Genomic DNA, 15,713 nt, shown 5'->3' on the forward strand with positions numbered 1-15,713 from the left:
CTACTCAATCGGCCAGATTGATCCATTTTATCTAGCTGGGCTGCGCTTACAATGCGCGGAGTCTGTCCGTTTCACGAAAGCTTGGGGAGAGAACGCATGAGTTCAGCAGTTCGTCATGTCTCGGTCCGTGTGCCTTGGCATGATCGGGCGTGGGATGGCCACGTCTGTGACGACCCCCTAGGCAACGCGTCGTGCCTGGCGCTCCGACTGATAGCCGAGGGCCGCAACGACCCTATGGAAGTTCAGCTTGCCGGGGAAGCCTTCGATGACCTGACAGATGCCCAGATCCCGCCATGCATCAAGGCTAGCGCCGCTTTCCTTGCCCCCCGCAACCACACCATCCAGAGCGTGATGAGCTATTCGACGTGGAGCGAGGATCACCGCCATATGCGGCCCAAGACGCTGCACTTGCCCGCCTTCGGCGCCCAGCTGATCCCCTACCGCTGGATGCTGCGCGAGAGCGGTTTTGCGCTTGCCGCAGACCTGGAGCTTGCGATCGACCCCGAGCGCGAGCCGTCCGAACCCCCGTTCCTCCAGAACACGGCGTGGGTCCAGCATCACGATCACCAGAAGACGCTGCTGGACGCGTTCGCCGAACCTTTGGTCGAGCATCAGAGCCTGGTGCTGTTTTACGCAACGCGAACGCCGCTCTGCGACGACGAACGGCGCGTCCTGCTTGGTGCGGCGATCCTGGAGAAGAAGCACCGCATCTTCGAATACGATTACGATCCTGCCGAGACTACGCCCGACAACCGGTTGAGGGCGATGGTGTGGGAGCGGTCTGTCCAACATAGCCTGCGTCCATTGAAGGGCGACAGCGATCTGGCAGGATACGGCGGAGGCTTCGTCCTGCCTTACCACGACATCCTGCGCGCGGCCGCAGCCGACGAAACGCTCGATCCCGCCGACTATGTCGCGTTCGCCCCGGAGGACGCACGAGTCCAGTTCTCCTACGGCAGCGAACACGTCGGCCATGGAGCTGCGGCCGCAGCCTTGCTCGCCGCCCGCGCCGCCTTCGAGAAGATCGCGACGGTGCTGGACGGTCCCTGGACCGAGCAGATCGAATGGATCGACGAGCAACTTTCCAACCTGTGGCGACTTCAAGGACCGGCGCCCGGCCTAGGCGTTGCCTTGTCAACGTTGCACAGCGGCTTCAACGGCACGCTGTTCGCGATCGCGCTTAGCGGCATTTTGAAACCGAACGAGGACCCTTGGCCAGTGGCGGATGAGATTCTGTCCGGCCGCCGCAACGCTCCGCCAGGATCGCCGGCGATCACATCCACGCTGCAAAGGAGATGGGCCAAGGTCAGGGGCGACGCCGCGCGCTACGACACTCTCCAACTCCTTGCCCGTTTCGAGCTGACTAAGGATCAAGCCGCTCGCGCGATCAGCCGGATAGAGTCGTCGGACCTGTTAAAGAATCCCTATAGGCTGTTCGAAGACGACCGCGATCAACAGGACCCTGTCGCATTCGCCACCGTCGATCGCGGCTTGTTGCCGGGTTCCGTTGTCGCCGAGGCTCACCCCCTGCCGGGTGGGTGCTCGAAGGATCTCGGTGAATACGACAATCCCTTCCGCTTGCGAGCAGCGACCGCGCAGCTGCTCGAAGAAGCGGCTGGAAGGGGCAACACGGTCGTCGCCGCCGACCGGCTGGCAGAGGAAGCAGCCGCGCTGACGCTGACCCGCCCGCTTCCATTAGACGCCGACCTTCTGGACCTCTTCCGCGACGAGTTTTTCCCGCTGGTAGAGGTCGGGCCGGGCGACAAGAATCCAACTGCGCAGCTCGACCGATATGTCGCCTACCGCAAGCTGCTGGAGAAGGCTGTCAAAGAACGAGCCGCCGTATCCACGGCCGCCACAACAGTGGATTGGTCCGCACTGTTGAAGGAGAAATTCGGTTCATCGCCTGGCGACGTCGAAACCGAAGCGAGAGCGCGCGAGGAAAAAGAGACGGCATTGGCGCGGCTCGCGGGTTCGCGGATTGCGATGCTAGTCGGCCCGGCCGGAACGGGCAAGACGACGGTTCTCGAACTGCTGCTGCAACGGCCGGAAATCGTCGGCTCGCGCGTATTGCTTCTCGCTCCAACGGGCAAAGCCCGCGTGAGATTGGGGACCGAGACCAACCGTCCGGGAGAGGCGCGCACCATAGCGCAGTTCCTGCTCGGCTTCGACCGATACGAAATCCAAACCAACCGCTACGCTCCCAATCCCGGCGCGGCCAAGGACGGGGCGACCTGCTGCATCATCGACGAAGCGTCGATGTTGACGGAGGACATGCTCGCGGCCGTGCTCGACGCGCTGCCACCCACATGCCGGATCATCCTGGTAGGCGATCCTTACCAGTTGCCGCCGATCGGCGCGGGGTGCCCGTTCGTCGACATCATCGCCTACGTTCGGCGCCACCACCCTCAATGCGTCGCCGAACTCACCGTGTCGATGCGTCAGCGGGGCGACCGAAGCGATGCGCAGCTTGCGGCAATCTTTTCGGGACGCCATCTGGAGCCGGGCGAGGACGAAGTCGCTGCCATGACGCTCGATGGATTCGATGACCATCACCTTCGCCTGAGGCAATGGGAATCCGTGGCGGAGTTGCCCGGGCTGGTTCAGTCGATCTTCGAGACAGAGTTCGCGGCCAACGAGGGTGGAGACGTCATTGCGAATATCGAAACCTCGCTCGGCGCCGCCAAGAACGCCAAGGGCTATCTCAACTTCGATTCCGGCTGTTCCGCGAAGGCCGAGGCTTGGCAGATTCTATCCGTCAACCGCGCGCAAGCCGGTGGATCGATCTATCTTAACCGGCTCATCAAGGACCGATATAGGGCCGAACGGTTGGCCGGCGCAATCAGGTCCAACCAGGTATCTTGGAGAAAGAAGTGGTTCCGAACTGTCAAGCCGCAGGGACCAGAACAGATAACCTACGGGGACAAGGTGATCTGCGTCAGAAATCACAAGCGGGAAGGCTATCAGTATCAGCCGGGCGATAATCCCAAAGAGAAAGAATACATTGCGAACGGCGAGATCGGACTTGTTACGGGGCAGACTGCCTATGGTCACGCGAACCCTAAATTTGTGAATGTAGAATTCGCCGGACGAAGCGACCGCTCATTTGGTTTTTCACGCTCGGCATTTCGGGATGACGGCCAGCCCTATCTAGAGTTGGCCTACGCTGTCACAGTTCATAAGGCGCAGGGCAGCCAGTTCGGCGTTGTCATCTTGGTACTTCCAGCAAACAGCCGATTGCTGTCGCGCGAGATGATCTACACGGCGCTGACTCGGCAGACCGGCCGCATTTGGATACTACATCAAGGAGGATTCGACCGGGTGCTCGCCTACCGCCACGACGCCTTCTCCGATGTCGGCGCGAGGACGACCAACCTGCTGCGCGAAACTGATCCCAAGCGAACGATACCACCGATGGGCCTGCCTGCCGGGATCATCCACCAGACGCGGGGGTTCCTTGAGGAGCACCTCAAGCATCGCACCATTCGTGGCGAATATGTCAGCTCAAAATCGGAGTTGGCGATCGCCAACATTCTGTATGGGTTCGAGCAGCGCGGGCTGCTGACCTACGAGGTGGAGCCGCCGCTGCCGTTCTCCGACAACGCCAGAGGACGCTGGGCCGACTTTCGGGTCACGGCTGGCGAGCAGGTCTGGTATTGGGAGCATTGCGGCAGGCTGGACCTCCCGTCCTATCGTAGTCGGTGGGCTAGGAAGGAGACGCTATACCGTGCGAATGGCTTTGCTCCGTGGTCCGAGACGTCACCGAATGGACGGCTCATTGTCACAGAGGACGGTTCGAGCGAGGGACTCGACTCCCATTACATAAACGGGCTCGTCCACAAGCTTTTCAACATAGGAGGCGCTCGGTAGCTTGGCTCTGAATATGCCTCTCTGTGCGAAGCCGAGTGTGCCGCGCGGTCGCCGGTTTTGGCAGCGCTATCAGGTGACCTCTACCACGCGTTCGGTGTCGTGCTGGCGCAGGAAATCCACGTGAGTCCCATTCCAGTGGAAGCTGTAGTGCCGCCCCTGGATGCCGCAGGCCGTTTGTCCCGCAGCCGATCGCCAGCACCGCGGTGTGACGCTCCTCGCCGCGGAGGCGCCTCAGCCGCTGGCCTTGCCACTGGTTTGGCAATCGATAGACGCCAACGCCCTCGACCTCGATTTCGGTCATGCCGCCACCTTCTCGAAAATCGCGGTGCCGGCGAGCATCGGATAGAGCAGCGCCACCATGTTGTTCGAGGTAAGCCCAGGCATCGCCCTGGCCATGCGTCGGACGTGGCCCAGGTCGATCCGGTCAAAGGCCTCGAACAAGGCGGAGCCGATCGGAATGACTTCGATCAGGATGAGATAGGAAACGGCCTGCAGCGTGGCGGCACGCAACTCTAAACCATTGCCGGTCGAGTTGATCACCTTCAGCACCATGGCCAGGTGCGCCTCGCCATGCCGGCGCCCGATCGCCCGAAGGGTCGGCTTGCAGTAGCAGTGCCCCGCCTGGCGGCCGCTCGAGCGATTGTCCGCGCTGTCATGAAGCTTCACACCGCACGTGCGAGCGATGGCGTAGATGTCGCAGGGATGGTGATCGATCCGAGCCAGCATGCCGAGCGCCTTGCTGTGAAGAACGTGGTGGATGTTGCATAAGTCGCGACTTATAGGCAAGCCACGCCTCTGACCGTCGCAGAGGGTCAGGGGAACATTTTAGCCGTGTTGAATGTTCCGTGCCTATGGACAGCCGACACCTACTCTCAGCAGATCAAGCAAGGGCAGCGCGAGCCCTACTGAACTGGTCGCGAGTGCGCCTTGCCGCAAAAGCCAATCTCAGCGAGATGACGATCGCCGTTCTTGAGAATGGCATCAGGAAACCCCGTCCCCACAACATCACGGCCATTCGCAAAGCATTTGAGAATGCCGGAATTCGCTTCACCGCCGAAGGTATTCCATCGCTGACTCACGCTAGAAGTAGCCCGCCCCAGACAGTTTTGCCCCCGTCCAAGGCGGGCTGTGGAAGCTGATGGAGGCAGCCTCCGGCCTTGGCCCACGGGGATCAAAACCAAGGCAGATTCAGAACTTCACCCGGCGAAGAATGTTCCGGCCGTGGTGATCGCCGGCTGAAGTAACATTAGCCTCAACTAAAGCTCTCTGGACTCTTTTCGCTAATGGAAGCATTCTGCCCGCGGGGGGAGAATGGGACTGTGGGCAAAGTCCAGCAACAGCACAATATCGGTGCCGATCAGGCTGACCGCTGGCGCAAGAACGCCAGAAAGCGCCGGAGACGCGGGATTTGGCGGCTCGAGTATTTGTTCGCTCTGATCCTTGTTCCCGTCGCCGTTATCCTCTCGCACAACCCCAGCATCATCGGCGCCGCTCCCAGCCTCATGCAAACCGAAGGCATCGCCGACGCGGCTCCTAGCACCTCGCTTTTTTCCATTGGTTGCAACATCAAAGGAAATATCTCGATCAACACGGGGGAGCGGATTTACCACGTGCCCGGCCAGGAACATTACTGGGAGACGAAGATCAGCCCCCAGTATGGAGAACGGTGGTTCTGCAGTGAAGCAGAAGCCGTGGCGGCCGGCTGGCGCAAGGCAAGACGATGAAATTGATGGAGGGGACATGAAACGATTGGCGGTCGTCACTGTTGTAGCGCTATGTGCGGCCGTTCCGGTCGCTCACAGCCAGCAGATACCGCGCTACGACGCAGCCGCCTACTGCCGTCAACTATCAGACACCGGCGGCGGATCGGCTGTCGTTTACAACGGCTGCATGGAGATGGAGCAAAACGCCTACAACAAACGCAAACCGCAATGGACTTCCCTCCCAGAGAAGACCCGGAGCTATTGCGATAGCCTGGCCAGAATGGGTGGCGGCGGATCTTACACAGTCCTCGACGGGTGCATCGATATGGAGATCGGTGCGGCCGGATCGACGCCGGCATTCAAATATTGAACGGGGGAACTGCAGATGGGAATAGTCATCGTAGTGTTCGGAGCCCTGCAGATTTTGGCCGGCTTGGCTGCCTATGGTGCGGCAATTTCCGCCATCCATCAAATCCTCGGCGCCTTGTTCTTCGGGATGGGTATTCTAAGCGTCGCTCTAGGATCCGCCCTGCAAGAGCTGCAGGCAATTAGATTGGCCACACAACGTCACGCGGACGCGATGGAGGTGCTTCGGAAGCGCCAAGTCAGCACCTGATCGCAACGAGAGACGGGAGAGGAAAGAATGTTGAGCCGACTAGCGTTGACCGCCATTCTGGCAGCCGCTGTTGGCGATGCGCGGGCGATGGAAATTTCGCGGGAGCAGTGCGAACTCATCCGCGGCGAACTTATCATAAGCGTATCGAATGCGAGGGCCGCTCAAGAGGGACTGAGGCGGGCTCAGCTTGCGATGCTAGATCTCGTGGCGTTGAATTTCCAACTGCAGCACCTCGACGGCAAGCCCAACGTCACCCCGATCACGGACAGGGTTCAAAAGGCTATCGACGAGGTCTCAGCCGCGAATAAGGAGGCGTTGGCAGGCACCAGCGATAATTCGGCGAAGGGCGCGCTTGCGTTTATGGACGTTTGCGGGCCACCGCAGCAATAAGCAGCCCCCAGCTGCCAAATATTTTCTCGATATCGGAATCGCCCACGCCTTCCGTCCAAGGCGTAGGCAGAGCGCCTTGGAGAACGGAGGAAACTATCAAATGGCCGAACTGAGTGAATTCGTCGACGAAGCGCGATTGCTTCGGGGTCAACTCGGTTGCGGGCATTTGGCACCTGTGCGGTCTAGCCGCGTGAGGCGGCTTGCCTCGCTCCACAACGTTGCGGGCATGGTGTTTTCACCCACGTCAAAGGCCGTGCGGTATGCTTGGGAGGCGTTGCCGGTTTCGATGTACGCCAAGCAAAACGCGTCCTGCTGTGGTGTCAGATCAGCCATCGATGGCGGCGGCGGTAACCGCGCAGTCTCAGGCTATTGCCGAGAATGCGCGGAAGACCAGGGAGGCCTACTCCTTGCTGCTCTCCGATGACGTGCTTGAGAAGCTCATTAATGCGCTGATCGACCGTGGCAGCCGGAACCAGGCCCACGTGTTGGTTGATGGCAGCAGCTTCAGGATCGTCACCCTTCCGCCTGGAACGCGTTGGAATGAACGGAATGATCTTGCCAATTTGCAGCCGGACAACGCCCCGGGGATCACTATCGATGTGGTCACCTTCCCCAACCGGCCAGCGAAAGGCCAGTTGCGAACCGATGATCTCAACCCGCGTGTTCGAGAACTGAAGCAGCGTGGCATCAAGATCAACGACCATCTCATCGAGCCGACCGGTCCGCTGGTCATCGAGATTGATTGGTCGAAGCTCGAATAAACGACAGGCGCACGTTCTGGGAATGCGGGCGGCGATTGCCCGCATCGCTCCGGCGTCGCGGATGAGGGTTCGCTGGTGTGCATACCCTCCTCGCGCCGTCACTGCTGCGGATTGGCCGGCGCCAGCACCGCAGCAAGCGCGTCATTGTTCGCGTTCGACTTTGCGACGAGATCAGCCACCTGGGCCTGAGAAGCCGCGAGATCGGTCTGAGCCGTCTGAAGCTCCGATGTCAGCGTGGCGTTGTCACCCGTAAGCAGCGCGCCATAGATGGTGGCGCGATCGTCATTGGTCAGGTCGACGATGCCCGCCTTGACGACGAGACCTCCGAGCTCGATCAGATGTCGGGTGCGCTTGCGGCGCTCGACCTGCCACGCGCGCATGTCATTGCGAGCCCGCGCCGCCTGTAGGCGATTGCGAGCTGCCCGGTTGCGCTGGAGCGCCGCGGAGGTTGCGCTGAGATGCAGGAGCAGTTCGCCGGGACCGGCTTTCGAAAAACATCACTCCACGCTTGGCCCATGCCTCACGCTTTGAGGTGTCTTTCGTCTCAGTGATTGCGACCAGCGCGCCAGCCAGTTCGTCCGTGCTCAATTGATCGGCGCCGGTGGCGATCACCAGCTCGCCAAGCTGCTGCACCTTTCGCGTCTTCAGCTCGCGCGCTTTTTCTTCCAGCGCCTTCAGTTCGGCGTCAAAGTCGCGTGGTTTGCGCATGGTCGTCTCCATTGATTGTCGATCTCTGGATGATAGTTGAGCGTCTGCCGGAAGGCCCCCGGGTTGCCGAGACAGCGCGGGACGGGCTGGTCCATCCCGAGATTTTTTCGAGGGAGGGCGCGCTTATACGTCGTGCCGACGTGCCGTTTGACGTGCAAATGATCTGGTCGCGATGGCGATCTATCATCTTCATGTCAAGGTCATTGGCCGCAAGGCTGGGTCGAGTGCTGTGGCTTCGGCCGCCTACCGCTCGGCTTCGCGGCTGCGTGACGAGCGCATCGAACGCACGCATGATTTCTCGACCAAGCGCGGTGTCGTCCATTCCGAGGTGATGCTGCCGGAGGATGCACCAGAGGCCTGGCGCGACCGCGAGCGGCTGTGGAACGATGTCGAGGCGTTCGAGGTCCGCAAGGATGCCCAGCTTGCGCGCGAGGTTGAGTTTGCCCTCCCGCGTGAACTCAGCCAGGCGCAAGGCATCGAACTGGCGCGCGACTTTGTAAAAGTGGAATTTGTCAGCAAGGGCATGGTGGCCGATCTCAATGTGCATTGGGACAGGGCAGAAGATGGCAGTCCCAAACCGCATGCCCATGTCATGCTCACCATGCGGTCCGTGGATGAGAATGGTTTTGGCCCAAAGGTTCGCGACTGGAACCAGACCGAGCTGGTCGAGCGCTGGCGCGAGCGATGGGCGGAGCTGGCCAATGCGCGTCTGGCCGAACTCGACATCGACGCCCGCATCGATCATCGCAGTCTGGAAGCGCAGGGCATAGCGTTGGAGCCGCAGACCCAGATTGGTGCGCCGGCTCAACGCATTGAGGGCAGTGGCCTTGCTGCTGGCGACATTGAAGCAGATCGCGCCGAACTGCATCGCGAGATCGCGCGCAACAATGGTGCGCGCATTATTGCCGATCCATCCGTGGCGCTCGATGCCATCACGCATCAGCAATCGACTTTCACCCGAAAGGACATCGCGAAGTTCGCGCATCGCCACAGCGATGGAATGGAGCAGTTCAACGCGGTGATGGCAGCCATCAGCAACGCACCCGATCTGGTCGAACTCGGCAAGGACGGACGCGGCGAGGACCGCTTCACCACAAGGCAGATGATCGAGACGGAACTGCGCCTCCACCGCGCAGCAGAACGCATGGCCGGAGAGGAACGTCATGCGGTGAGTGACCGGGATCGTGCGATGGGTTTGGCGCAGGCCGGGCAGCGTGACCTTGCACTGTCAGGCGAGCAGACCGCTGCGCTTGCGCACATCACGGATGCCCGCAGCCTTGGTGTCATTGTCGGCTTTGCCGGGACGGGTAAGAGCGCCATGCTGGGTGTTGCCCGCCAGGCATGGGCAGCGGCGGGCTATGAGGTCCGAGGCGCGGCGCTTTCCGGCATTGCCGCGGAGAACCTTGAAGGCGGTTCAGGCATCCCGTCACGCACCATCGCCAGTATGGAGTATCGCTGGGGACAGGGCAGGGATCTGCTCACCTCGCGCGATGTCCTGGTGATCGATGAGGCCGGCATGGTCGGCACGCGCCAGTTGGAGCGCGTGCTCTCCCATGCGGCGGACGTTGGCGCAAAAGTCGTCCTCGTCGGCGACCCGCAGCAGTTGCAGGCAATCGAAGCCGGTGCTGCATTCCGTTCCATCCATGAGCGTCATGGCGGCGTCGAAATCGGCCAGGTGCGCCGGCAGCGCGAGGACTGGCAGCGCGATGCCACGCGCGATCTGGCAACCGGCAGGATCAGCGCCGCGATCAGCGCCTACGACGCGCGAGACATGGTGCATCAGGCTGCAACGCGCGACGAAGCGCGAGGTGAACTCGTCGAGCGCTGGGATCGCGACAGGCAGGCGCATCCAGAGGCAAGCCGGATAATCCTCACCCATACAAACGACGAGGTGCGGGCGCTGAACCAGGCAGCGCGCGAGCGCATGCGCATTGCAGGAAATCTCGGAGATGATGTTCCGATAAGCGTCGAACGCGGTGCAAGGACCTTCGCCAGTGGCGATCGCGTCATGTTCCTGCGCAACGAGCGCGGGCTCGGCGTCAAGAACGGCACGCTGGGCATCGTGGAGGAAGTCAGCACACAGAGCATGACCGTGCGCACCTATGACGGCAGGTCTGTGCGCTTTGACCTGAAAGACTATGCCGACATCGACCATGGCTATGCAGCGACTATTCACAAGGCGCAGGGCATGACCGTCGACCGGACCCATGTGCTCGCCACGCCTGGCATGGATGCGCACGGCAGCTACGTCGCACTATCCCGGCATCGTGACGGCACAGACCTCCACTACGCCAGTGACGACTTCGCAACCCGTGAACAGCTCGTACAGACGCTGTCACGGGACCGCGCCAAGGACATGGCGTCGGATTACGAGCAAGTCGACCCGGCGCAAAGCTATGCCGAGCGGCGCGGCATCACGTTCCGAGAGCGTCTGGTCGAGATCGTGCGCCGCGTCGTTCCCGAGAAGCTGCGCGACAGGATCGGCGGATTGCTGGACGGGTTGCGCTCGCCCGGAGATGGCGAGCCCGGCCAGGAACGTGGACCTGGGCCGGGAAGGGAGAATGTTGGGGCGCAGATCGCAAATGGCGCTGCCAGGCCGGAAAGGGAGAAGCCAAGGCCGGATGCACAGCGCAACACGGAAGCACCACTGGATCCAGAAGCTGCGTTGCGCGGCGCTCGTACGCAAGCGCTTGTGCGCCACGCGCGTGCGATCGACGCGATGTTGCACAACGCAAATGCGGACGGGCGGGGCAGTCCCGACCAGATGCGCGAACTGAAAGATGCCCGTAGCGCTTTCGAGAAGGTGCGACCCCACGGCTGGCGCGATGCCGAAGCGGCCTATGTGAAAAATCCCGAACTTGTCCGCGAGGCGGGGGCCGGCCGCGTTAGCCGCATCGTGCTCGCGCTCCAGCTTGAAACGGAAATCCGCACCGGGATGGACCTCGATCCCGGCCGCCGTGCTGACCGGTTCGTGGAGCGTTGGCAAAGGCTCGACCGGACGGGACGGGAGCAATATCAGGCCGGCGACATGTCCGGCTACAAGTCAACGCGCTCGGCCATGTCCGACATGGCCAAAAGCCTTGAACGCGATCCGCAGCTGGAATCGCTCCTCGCCAACCGCAAGCGCGACCTCGGCATTCAAACCGATTCTGGCCGCCGCCTCGGCGCGGAACTCGCGTTCAGTCACGGCCTGGGACTCGGAAGGGGGCGCGACATCGGAATCTGACTCATCCGATTTGCCGCCGATAACACGTCAGCTTACGATACGGCGGCAACCCGTATTGCGCGGCTGCGGTTCCCCACTATGCCTGCCCACCAGATATCAGAAGCATCCAGCAGGAGGCAGGCCAGCCATGCCAGAACCCGACCGTATCATCCGCAGCAGAACTGTCCTTGCCCGGACCGGCCTGTCCCGCTCAACCATGTATCGCAAGATCGCCGAAGGCACATTTCCGGCTCAGATCAGGATCAGTGTCAACGGTGCCGGATGGCGGGAGTCGGATATCAATCGGTGGATTGAGAATCCCGCATCGTGGAGGCCGAGGCGAGATGATGAAATCCGATTGCAAGAGGTGGCAAAATGATCGCATCTATCGCATCATGCAAAGCAATTTTCTGTGGAAAACGGAACCAAACCATCGGTATGATTTTTGATTGGGTAATTTTGTGGGTATTGATCAATATCCTCACTGACTATTTGTAAGTAAATTCAAATAGATAGCTAACAGTTCGAATCCGCCTCTGGCACCATCACTTTCCCCGCCTCTCGCTTTTGCCAAGGCTCCTTCGTTTGCGTCTCCGCAAACGGCTGAATTTGTTTCGACACGAAGGCCGCCTGACAGTTGGCGCTCCGCGACGTGAAATGCCGCGATGCCCGGTTCGCGTCCAGGCTTCTGAAACTATCCGACGGTGGCGGGTTGCGGCTGCGTATCCAGCCACCGGGAACCTGCCTATCGCGCCTCGCCTATCGGATCGATGGAAGTCTGCGCCCACCCTGCGCCGGGCGCCTCGCCATAAGCTCCCAGCTCGGGTGGCGGTCGGAGCGCCGTATCAGATTTCCTGCAGCTTTGTGGATCTCAGCCGCGCCTGTCGCTTCAACGGGTGTATTCCTCGTATCTTCCAGCGTCAGAGCGTCCCGACAAGCGTGCTCGGAAATCCGACCAATCTAGAGGCCAAACACCGGCATGCGGACATGTGCCGATGGTCGGTAGGAAATCCGTTTATCGAGACCATCGAACACGATGCCACGGGCAAGAAGAGTGGTCACGGCGATGCCCGTTATCGTCTCAACCAGGCGAAGCGATCCGGATCAGGGTTGAGCGCCGGATCGCGGCTAGCGGCGGCCAAGGTCACGATGATTATATCGTTCGGTCGCATTGCCTGGCCGGCTACGACGCCGTCGCGTGCCACGAAGCGAAGGGTGCTGTGTGTTATCGGGTCGAATCGCAACACTTCCTGAATAACCTTCTCAATCAGGGCGGGATCGCCCCGAACGGCAGCCAGCGCATCGGGATAGCGTGCCAACGCGACAAGGGTCGAGCCGATCAGGGCAGAGGTTCCGGCGAAGCCTTGTGCCATTAACCCTATGCCATTGGCGATCACCTGATCCGCATCCAGCCTGCCGGAGCGCGCCGCTTGTCGCGACAGTATGGCAAGCAGCGAACCGTCATCAACCTGCACAGTTCCCAACATGTCTCGAAACAGATCGAGAAGCCTGGCCGAGCTTTCGGCGCCGGCTCGCAGGATGGCAGGGGTGAGCGAGGGAACGCCGGTGACCGCGGCCGTTGCGGCCGCGCCGTAGTCGCCCATCCAGCGCGCGACGTCCGAAAAGCTGGCGGCTGGGACGCCGAGCAAGCTCATAATGACCTGTGACGGCAAGGCCGAGACAAATTGGTTCAGCCGTTCGCCGTCAACCTCCGGCATGATGGTTGCCCCGAGATTCCCGGCGAGATCATTTGCGAGATCGGCAACGCGTCGTTCGCTCAGGCCTTCGAGTGCGTTCGTCACCGTGCTTTTCAATGGACAGTGAATTTCTCCATCGTTCATCCGCACGAGGCGGCTGAAAATCTCGGCCACAGGCGAGCCGATCAGCGGCTCGGGAACCGGGCTTGCCAGCGGCCTCGTTAAACAAAGCGGGCTGGTCAGCACCGCGTTTACCGCTGCCGCGCTGACGGCGACCCACGGCCCGGCCGGTTCCTCTCGATAAATCGGCTCGCCCGACACCAAACGAGCATAGAAGGGGTAGGGATCGGCGTGTGCCGCCGCCGCCCGCACGTGAGTGGGCTCACCTGTGCCGCCTGGCATGACCGAACCCAAGCCTGCCGCGTCGGGCGCCTCGGAGGCATCAGCATTGTCCTGCGGGTTCGCCACGTCGGGTCTCCTCATAAAACCGATTGATCGAAGCCGGGCCGGCCGGCGCGTGTTGTCGCTCTCAATCCACGCGCCAGGTCACGCTTCAGGTCCTCGATGTCCTCGAGACCGATTTGCAGGCGGATCAGCGGCCCCTCGAAAACGCCATCGGCGACAGTCCGATCCGAGAGATCGACCTGCATAGCGAGGCTGCCGTAGCTGCCCCACGAAAAGCCGAGGCCGAATATCTCGAGCGCATCGAGAAATGCATGCGACTGGCTGCCGGCTGCGAGAACAATCGAGAAGACCCCGCTTGCTCCGGAGAAATCGCGCATCCAGACAGCATGGTCCGGATGGCTCGGAAGGGCGGGATTGAGCACACGCGCGATGCCGGGCTGATGCTCGAGCCACGACGCGATCTCGATCGCGCTTTTTTGATGGTGGGCGAGCCGCACGCCCATCGTCCGCAGACCACGCAGGACCTGATAGGTGTCATCGGGTGCCGCAGGTATTCCGAGCGTCAGGAACATCTCCCAGAGCCGCGGCCAGGTGGCAGCGTTTGTCGAGACCGTGCCAAGCAGCAGGTCGGAATGGCCGCCGGGATATTTCGTCGCTGCATGGATGGAGATATCCACGCCATGGTCGAGCGGCCGGAAGAACAGCGGTGTCGCCCAGCTGTTGTCCATCATGACGACAGCGTCGCCAGCGTGAGCCACCCTGGCGATTGCCGAAATATCCTGCACTTCGAATGTGTTGGAGGCCGGAGACTCGGTGAAGACGACCTTGGTGTTGGATCGCAGCAGCCGTTTGATGCCGGCGCCGATGCGCGGCTCGTAATATTCGACCTCTATCCCCATGCGCCTCAGCACAAGGTCAGCGAACTGGCGGGTCGGCGCATAGACGGAATCTGTGATCAGCGCATGATCGCCGGCGGACAGAAAGGCCAGCAGAGGCAGAGCGACAGCCGCTTGGCCCGACGGAACCAGGACCGTTCCAGCCGAACCCTCCAACTCGTCGATGGCGCCGGAAAGTGCCTCGGTGGTTGGCGTTCCGTGTGTCGCATAGATGTATTTCTGGTCACGTGCCGCCATCGTTCGAGCGTTTGGGAAAAGCACTGTCGATGCATGCACGACAGGCGGATTGACGAAGCCGAAATAGCTGCCCGGCTCATAGCCGATATGCGCCAACCGCGTGTTGATGCCCGCCTGTGTCGGGCTTTGTCCTCCAGGCATGATCTGGTCTTCCGAAAGCTGCGCGGCTGGAATTGTGACCTGCCGCATCAGCGTAGGGGCGGAGCATATTGCAGACCGCCATTGGTCCACAAAGCGTTGATGCCGCGAGCGATCTTCAACGGGCTTCCGGCTCCGACATTGCGTTCGAAAACCTCGCCGTAGTTGCCGACGTGCTTGACGATGCGAGCAACCCAGTCGCTATCGAGACCAAGATCCGCGCCCAACTTGCTGTCCGCTTCCTGCCCGAGCACACGCTTCACTTCAGGATTGCCATTGACCTTCATGTCCTCGACGTTGGCCTGGGTTATGCCCAGTTCCTCCGCAGTCACCATCGCGTAGTGCGTCCAGCTGACGATATCGAACCACCTGTCGTCGCCTTGGCGGACCGCCGACCCAAGCGGCTCCTTGGAAATGACCTCGGGAAGAACAATGTGGTCGGCTGGGTTGGCGAGTGTCAGACGGACGCCGTACAGTGCCGACTGGTCGATGGTGACGACATCACAGCGTCCGGAATCGTACGCGGACTGGATTTCCTCGAGCTTTTCAAAGACTACGGGATTGTACCGGATCTTATTGGCCTTGAAGTAATCGGCAACATTCAGCTCGCTGGTCGTACCCGTCTGGATACAGACCGAAGCGCCGTCCAATTGCCGGGCCGATTTCACTCCGGGCAACCTCTTGGAATTGATCATGAAGCCTTGGCCGTCATAGTAGTTTACGGCCCTGAAGTTCAGACCAAGGGCAGTGTCGCGATTGAGAGACCACGTGGTGTTGTATTGAAGGATATCGACCTCGCCCGACTGGATAGCCGTAAACCGCTCCTTGGCCGACAGGGGCGAAAACTTGACCGCATTAGGGTCGTCGAAAATTGCAGCGGCGACAGCGCGGCAAAGATCAACGTCGAGACCGGACCATTCACCCTTGTTATCGGGAGTTGAAAACCCGGCAACGCCGGTACTCACACCGCATTTGACGAAGCCGGCGGTCTTGACGTTATCGAGTGTGTCCGCAGCCGCGGGCATCGCGAGTGCAAGCAGCGACACAGCGGGCACCAGTCTCCACAATTTGCTCATTTCATCCCCTT

General features: G+C 61.1%; 16 protein-coding genes. 9 read left to right on the forward strand and 7 right to left on the reverse strand.

Annotated elements, in window-relative coordinates:
- Nucleotides 1-96: 96 nt before the first annotated feature.
- Nucleotides 97-3,870: an AAA family ATPase gene (locus QQK95_RS13640; protein WP_284273147.1), complete on the forward strand. Its 3,774-nt coding sequence runs from the start codon at nt 97-99 to the stop codon at nt 3,868-3,870.
- 297 nt (nt 3,871-4,167) lie between these two features.
- Here the strand turns inward: QQK95_RS13640 and QQK95_RS13650 are convergent, their stop codons facing one another.
- Complete coding sequence (locus tag QQK95_RS13650) at nt 4,168-4,596, reverse strand: hypothetical protein (RefSeq protein ID WP_284273149.1); 429 nt, start codon at nt 4,594-4,596, stop codon at nt 4,168-4,170.
- 125 nt (nt 4,597-4,721) lie between these two features.
- On the opposite strand from QQK95_RS13650, the gene QQK95_RS13655 reads away from it, so the two are divergent.
- The 5 genes from QQK95_RS13655 to QQK95_RS13675 all read left to right on the forward strand — a co-directional run bounded on the left by QQK95_RS13655 (nt 4,722) and on the right by QQK95_RS13675 (nt 6,579).
- The gene (locus tag QQK95_RS13655) at nt 4,722-5,009 is read left to right on the forward strand and encodes a helix-turn-helix domain-containing protein (protein WP_284273326.1); all 288 of its coding nucleotides are present in this window, start codon (nt 4,722-4,724) and stop codon (nt 5,007-5,009) included.
- Between the two features lie 180 nt (nt 5,010-5,189).
- Nucleotides 5,190-5,594 carry a sunset domain-containing protein gene (locus tag QQK95_RS13660; protein WP_202360859.1) on the forward strand — a complete coding sequence of 135 codons (405 nt, stop codon included), beginning with the start codon at nt 5,190-5,192 and terminating at the stop codon, nt 5,592-5,594.
- 16 nt (nt 5,595-5,610) lie between these two features.
- A complete protein-coding gene (locus QQK95_RS13665; protein WP_284273151.1) occupies nt 5,611-5,943 on the forward strand; it encodes a hypothetical protein in 333 nt (110 codons plus the stop codon).
- 15 nt (nt 5,944-5,958) lie between these two features.
- Complete coding sequence (locus QQK95_RS13670) at nt 5,959-6,189, forward strand: hypothetical protein (protein ID WP_284273153.1); 231 nt, start codon at nt 5,959-5,961, stop codon at nt 6,187-6,189.
- Nucleotides 6,190-6,216: 27 nt separating this feature from the next.
- Nucleotides 6,217-6,579, forward strand: coding sequence for a hypothetical protein (locus QQK95_RS13675; protein WP_284273155.1), 363 nt, complete (start codon nt 6,217-6,219; stop codon nt 6,577-6,579).
- Between the two features lie 147 nt (nt 6,580-6,726).
- Here the strand turns inward: QQK95_RS13675 and QQK95_RS33485 are convergent, their stop codons facing one another.
- Nucleotides 6,727-6,912 carry a terminase small subunit gene (locus QQK95_RS33485; protein WP_202360863.1) on the reverse strand — a complete coding sequence of 62 codons (186 nt, stop codon included), beginning with the start codon at nt 6,910-6,912 and terminating at the stop codon, nt 6,727-6,729.
- Nucleotides 6,913-6,914: 2 nt separating this feature from the next.
- Between QQK95_RS33485 and QQK95_RS13680 the strand changes: the two genes are divergently transcribed.
- On the forward strand, nt 6,915-7,340 hold the full coding sequence (locus QQK95_RS13680; RefSeq protein ID WP_284273156.1) for a hypothetical protein: 426 nt from the start codon (nt 6,915-6,917) through the stop codon (nt 7,338-7,340).
- Between the two features lie 98 nt (nt 7,341-7,438).
- On the opposite strand, the gene QQK95_RS13685 is transcribed toward QQK95_RS13680, so the two are convergent.
- Together QQK95_RS13685 and QQK95_RS13690 are read right to left on the reverse strand one after the other, a co-directional pair.
- Complete coding sequence (locus QQK95_RS13685; RefSeq protein ID WP_284273158.1) at nt 7,439-7,720, reverse strand: conjugal transfer protein TraD; 282 nt, start codon at nt 7,718-7,720, stop codon at nt 7,439-7,441.
- A gap of 1 nt (nt 7,721) precedes the next feature.
- Complete coding sequence (locus QQK95_RS13690) at nt 7,722-8,048, reverse strand: conjugal transfer protein TraD (RefSeq protein ID WP_284273160.1); 327 nt, start codon at nt 8,046-8,048, stop codon at nt 7,722-7,724.
- A gap of 172 nt (nt 8,049-8,220) precedes the next feature.
- Between QQK95_RS13690 and traA the strand changes: the two genes are divergently transcribed.
- Nucleotides 8,221-11,274 carry a Ti-type conjugative transfer relaxase TraA gene (traA, locus tag QQK95_RS13695; protein WP_284273162.1) on the forward strand — a complete coding sequence of 1,018 codons (3,054 nt, stop codon included), beginning with the start codon at nt 8,221-8,223 and terminating at the stop codon, nt 11,272-11,274.
- 127 nt (nt 11,275-11,401) lie between these two features.
- Nucleotides 11,402-11,632 carry a helix-turn-helix transcriptional regulator gene (locus QQK95_RS13700; protein ID WP_202360867.1) on the forward strand — a complete coding sequence of 77 codons (231 nt, stop codon included), beginning with the start codon at nt 11,402-11,404 and terminating at the stop codon, nt 11,630-11,632.
- 694 nt (nt 11,633-12,326) lie between these two features.
- Here the strand turns inward: QQK95_RS13700 and QQK95_RS13705 are convergent.
- Genes QQK95_RS13705 through QQK95_RS13715 form a run of 3 tightly spaced genes read right to left on the reverse strand, consistent with a single transcriptional unit; the run spans nt 12,327 to nt 15,702 of the window.
- Nucleotides 12,327-13,418 (reverse strand): cytochrome P450, encoded by a 1,092-nt coding sequence (locus tag QQK95_RS13705; RefSeq protein WP_284273166.1) that lies wholly within the window; start codon nt 13,416-13,418, stop codon nt 12,327-12,329.
- Nucleotides 13,419-13,429: 11 nt separating this feature from the next.
- On the reverse strand, nt 13,430-14,629 hold the full coding sequence (locus tag QQK95_RS13710; RefSeq protein WP_284273168.1) for a cystathionine beta-lyase: 1,200 nt from the start codon (nt 14,627-14,629) through the stop codon (nt 13,430-13,432).
- Between the two features lie 47 nt (nt 14,630-14,676).
- Nucleotides 14,677-15,702: an amino acid ABC transporter substrate-binding protein gene (locus QQK95_RS13715; protein WP_284273170.1), complete on the reverse strand. Its 1,026-nt coding sequence runs from the start codon at nt 15,700-15,702 to the stop codon at nt 14,677-14,679.
- Between the last annotated feature and the right edge of the window lie 11 nt (nt 15,703-15,713).

The organism is Mesorhizobium huakuii (assembly GCF_030160235.1).
Taxonomy (GTDB): Bacteria; Pseudomonadota; Alphaproteobacteria; order Rhizobiales; family Rhizobiaceae; genus Mesorhizobium; species Mesorhizobium huakuii.